The organism is Corynebacterium sp. MC3, from assembly GCF_900099485.1.
Lineage (GTDB): Bacteria > Actinomycetota > Actinomycetes > Mycobacteriales > Mycobacteriaceae > Corynebacterium > Corynebacterium pseudogenitalium.
This window is the reverse complement of the sequence record NZ_LT622805.1, coordinates 1-4522: the sequence shown is the minus strand read 5'-3', so window position 1 is coordinate 4522 and position 4522 is coordinate 1. Positions and strand designations below refer to the sequence as shown.

5 protein-coding genes are annotated in these 4522 nt (G+C 56.8%); 3 read left to right on the top strand and 2 right to left on the bottom strand.

Going from position 1 to position 4522, the window contains the following annotated elements; translation table 11 throughout:
• From BQ4436_RS00195 to BQ4436_RS00185, 3 genes are all read left to right on the top strand, one after another.
• A partial coding sequence (locus BQ4436_RS00195) for an arsenate reductase/protein-tyrosine-phosphatase family protein (protein WP_070975115.1) occupies positions 1-321 on the top strand: 321 nt, incomplete at its 5' end.
• Positions 322-359: 38 nt separating this feature from the next.
• Positions 360-1283 carry an SURF1 family cytochrome oxidase biogenesis protein gene (locus BQ4436_RS00190; RefSeq protein WP_070477941.1) on the top strand — a complete coding sequence of 308 codons (924 nt, stop codon included), beginning with the start codon at positions 360-362 and terminating at the stop codon, positions 1281-1283.
• Positions 1283-1858 (top strand): hypothetical protein, encoded by a 576-nt coding sequence (locus tag BQ4436_RS00185; protein ID WP_070975114.1) that lies wholly within the window; start codon positions 1283-1285, stop codon positions 1856-1858. Before BQ4436_RS00190 ends, BQ4436_RS00185 begins: the two co-directional genes overlap by 1 nt.
• Positions 1859-2072: 214 nt before the next feature.
• On the opposite strand, the gene BQ4436_RS00180 is transcribed toward BQ4436_RS00185, so the two are convergent.
• Both BQ4436_RS00180 and BQ4436_RS00175 read right to left on the bottom strand, forming a co-directional pair.
• Complete coding sequence (locus BQ4436_RS00180; RefSeq protein ID WP_070975113.1) at positions 2073-3476, bottom strand: FtsX-like permease family protein; 1404 nt, start codon at positions 3474-3476, stop codon at positions 2073-2075.
• 4 nt (positions 3477-3480) lie between these two features.
• Positions 3481-4203 (bottom strand): ABC transporter ATP-binding protein, encoded by a 723-nt coding sequence (locus tag BQ4436_RS00175; RefSeq protein ID WP_070975112.1) that lies wholly within the window; start codon positions 4201-4203, stop codon positions 3481-3483.
• Positions 4204-4522 lie beyond the last annotated feature (319 nt).

The window sequence follows — 4522 nt, the reverse complement described above, 5'->3', positions numbered from 1 at the left end:
CCCGCCGACCCGCGCGCCGTCGCCGAACTCGCCAACCACGGCTACGACGGCACCCGCCACCGCGCCCAACAGTTCGGCGCCAACCAAATCGATGCCGACCTCATCGTCGCCCTCGACACCAACCACGTCTCCGAACTCATCGCCCGCGGCGTCCCCGAATCCCGCATCCGCCTGCTGCGCTCCTTCGACCCAGCCGCCCCCGAAGGCGCCGGCGTCGAAGACCCCTACTACGGCGGCGCCGACGGCTTCCAAACCACACGCGAACAAATCGAAGCCGCCGCCCCAGGTATTATCAGCTGGGTCAAAGCGCAGCTAGACTAGCCGGAGAAAGTACGGAATCTGTGAAAGCGGGAGCAACAATGCAACCTGAAACAGGTGCACAACCATGGTGGAAAACGTTTCTGACCCCCGGATGGGTCATCGTCGCCATCCTGATCGTGTTGTTCTCCTACTTCGCGTTCACCCTGCTGGCGCCATGGCAGCTCAACAAGAACGAAGCGCTCGTGGAGCGCAACGACCACATCAAGACCGCCTTCGAGCATGACCCGGTGCCGATCGGAGAGGTCGTCGACAAGCAGGGCGAACTCGCGCCCGGCGCCGAGTGGACCCGCGTCACCGCAACTGGCACCTACGCCCAAGACAGCGATGTGCTGCTGCGCCTGCGCCCCATCGACCGAACCCCATCCTTCCAAGTACTGACCCCATTCCGCCTGGACAACGGACAAAGCGTGCTCGTCAACCGCGGATGGGTCCCCGCCATCGGCTCCACCCAAGTCCCCGACATCGACGCCCCACCCACCGGCGAACAAACCATCTCCGGCATGATGCGCGTCGACGAAGGCGTACACCCCTCCGCACCCCTCAACGACCAGGGCTACACCATGGTCTACTCCATCAGCCCAGGTCAAGTCGGCGAACTCACCGACACCGCCCTGGCCAGCCCCTACGTCCAACTCCTGAGCGACTCCCCCGGCGTCCTCACCGCCATCCCCCTACCCATGCTCGAGACCGGCAACCACCTCTCCTACGGACTCCAGTGGATCGCCTTCGGCATCATGGCGCCCGCCGGCCTCATCTACTTCATCTGGGCCGAAACCCGCGAACGCCGCCGCTTCAAAGAAGAACAAGCCGAGCTTCTCGACGCCCCCTCCGAACCCGCCGAGCCTGTTGCTCCCGCCTCCGCCCCCGCTGCTCCCGCTGCTCCCGCTCAGGCGCGGTCCCGCTACGGCACCCAACGGCGCAACCCCTGGGCCAAATCATACGAAAAGGAAGAAGAACGCTAATGCCCCACCAGCTGACCCAACGCGACGTCAAACATCTCGCCCGCTGCCTCACGCTGCTCGGTGACGCCAACATCCACCTCGACGCCGCCGCCGAACCCGCCGACATCGAAGACGCCATCCTCGACGACCTCGACGCCTTCCGCGAAGCCCCGATGACCACGCTGCTCGGCCTGCGCGGACCCCACAACGCCCCGCTCATCGACTCCGTCGTCCACAGCGTCCCCCAAACCGACAACGCCTTCGTCCACCTCCTCGACTACATCGCCCTCGCCGCCAAAGCCCTGCGCGCCGAGCTGCGCGAAGTCGCCGTCTTCCCCGACCCCGACAACATCGAAACCGGCTCCCTCCGCCTGCGCGTCGGCGAATGGGACGTCACCGACATCGACATTCCTGCTGGCTCTGCTAGCGTCGCCGATGCCGAGCTAGCCATCATCGGCGCCCTCATGCCCCTCGACGCAGAAGCCGTCACCTTTCAATCCCCGCAAGGAGTCGGCGTCGTCCTCGCCGACGTCGTCCCCGGCACGCCACAGGCCAGCATGCAGGCCGTCTTCACCGCCATCGAGGCGGAGCTGTAGGGGTTTCTGCGCCCGCTAGGTGTTCGCTGGGTGTTCGCTGGGCACCACATTCCTTTGCGAAAAGTCCGCGACCTGGGAAAATACACGCCCTCCGAGCCGAAATGCCGGGATTTGGTGCACTGATCTCGCACCACCTGAAATAGTTCCCACGAGCGTAAAATGTCTGCGTAACCATGAATTCTTGCATCAATCTTACCGAGAACAGTTCTTCCCATTAGTTCCCCTGTTCTCGAAGCTGTAGTCCTGGACCTTCACGAAGATATGCAATTGTCGGAATGTGAAGGAGCATGAACATCATGATCCATGAGCAGATCAAACCGAGCAGCATGCTCAAAAATGGCCACACCACGACAGCATTCCCGTTAAGGGCAGCTGCAGATACGAAGGAACAAACCAAACCACTAATAATTACGGGAACTAATGCAGCAAAGGTGGCGGCTACGGACATCGCAAAACTCTCAGCAATGATGAGAGTACGAACCTGCGGCGCAGACATACCGGCTGCTTGAAGCAAAGCAATCTCGCGGCCTCGGCCACGAGCTGATAACGAAACCACAGCTGCACTTGTGGAAAGCATTGACACGATGACAACGACAACGATGATCCACACATCGGTTAAATTCGTTGACGTGCCAGGTTGAAGGATCTGAGTCGTGGCGGCTACAGAACGCACGGCGCATAACAACAAACCAATTCCGCCCAGACCGGCGGCTAGGGGAGCGATCGTAGTTGCGTTAATTTGTGCTCGATCTGCAGCAGCGCGTGTTCCCAATGCCGGGATCACTAACCCTAGTTTTTCGAATGCCTTATGAAGGATCCAGAAAACGAATCTGACAATCTCAGGGCAAAGGAGATATACCGAAAATAGAGCAGAAATACCTGCATTTACGCTGAGGTTGAACATTGATCCTGGGCTAGTGGAGCCAAGTTGGAGAGCAAACTTAGAGGCCACTACGAGGGCTACCGCGACCATGAAGAAGAACAGCCCGAAAATCACTCTAATGAGTGATGATTTAACACTTTGGTTAGTTTGATTAGAGGTACGGAGAGCAATACCGGGTTGGATATGTGACGCCCGCCGTGCGGGAATAATCCCACCGATCAGTGTTGTGAGTGAACTGGCGATGATTATTGCCACAGGAGACCACGGAGCGATAGTAAAACGTGGCAGTTCAACCGATGCTGACACTTCTGAGTTGAAAGCCGGTATCGCCCAGAAGCTCAAGATTGAAGAAACGATTGCACCCGAGGTTGCGCCACAAAGGCTCACGAGAAGTAAAACGAGCAAAGTGGACAGGAATACAGCTCGGGGAGATGCCCCAAGGAGAAGCCAGAGGGCGTGGGAGTGGCGGGTTGACTGGACGCTCGCGTGCCCTACCACGGTGAGAGCTACCCAAGAAACGAGGGCAATAATAGTGAAGATGGTTACGGAAAGAATTTGAAACTCTGCGAGGGGAACACCCGCATCAGCGACAGCATCGCGGAATGATGGCGCCATCGTCCAAGCAAACTGATGGATACATAAACCAAGCATCGTGGATATGACTGAAACCACAGCAATGGCAGGTGCCCATTGTTTCCATTCGTCGGCGAACATTCGCAGGACATAGCGTTGCATTTGATTACTCTCCGGCGTTAGACATGAGCTCTAATAGCTCCTGGCTAGTACTCCGGCCGACAGTTTGAACAATGCGCCCGTCGCGCATCACAACAACGGTGTCAGCCAAGGTTGCGGCTTCTAGATCGTGGGTAACCATCACAATCATTTGTCCCTCATCCGCCATTCGTCGGAGGGTGTGTAGGACTATTTCCGTGCTTTGAGAATCTAAGGCACCTGTTGGCTCATCAGCGAAAACAATGTCGGGACGTCGAGCCAAAGCTCGACATAATGCCGTTCGTTGCTGTTCTCCACCAGATAAAGTTCGAGCAGGTGCATTGCGCCTATGGCTAAGGTTGAATGATTCTATGAGCTCGTTAATAACGTCTTGAGGTATTTTTTCCCGGCTGAGCTGGAAGGGGAGCTTAATGTTCTCCTCCACCGTAAGAAAGGGAACGAGATTGTACTGCTGAAAAACAAACCCTATTTTTGTACGCAGCATGCGTGCTCGTTTGTTAGCCGATAGACGATAAATATCTTGCTCATCGACGGTGACCGACCCTGAAGTCGGTTCATCTAAACCGCTCAGGCACATCAGCAGCGATGTTTTACCGGAACCTGAATGTCCCACTATCGCTGTCAAACCACCTCCACGAAGATTAAGGTCACAACCGCAGAGAACCTCAGCTGCATTCGGTCCCGATTCTACAATCCGTCGGAGGTTTTTGGCTCTAAGTGTGGTGGTCAAGGGCGTTTTCCTCAAGATAGAATGAACACTATTATGGATGGTGGCCGTGGTACTGAACGTACGTTCATTTCCAGTACCACGGCCACTTTGGTAAGTAATTTAGCAGTTTCCCCAGCACAGGACAACACCGATCTGGGGAAACGCAATCCCTCCAAATGAAAAACCTCGAATTTGGTGCGCCAGCCCAACAGAAGGGTTAAGGGTCAAAAAGTGTGTCCGGAATCGCGGATTTTCACGGATTGACCTGTAGGTTTCCGGAAAGTATATGCTCCGGAAGCATATATCTAGCCCCCGACGGGAAATCCTCGGTGTGGCAGCC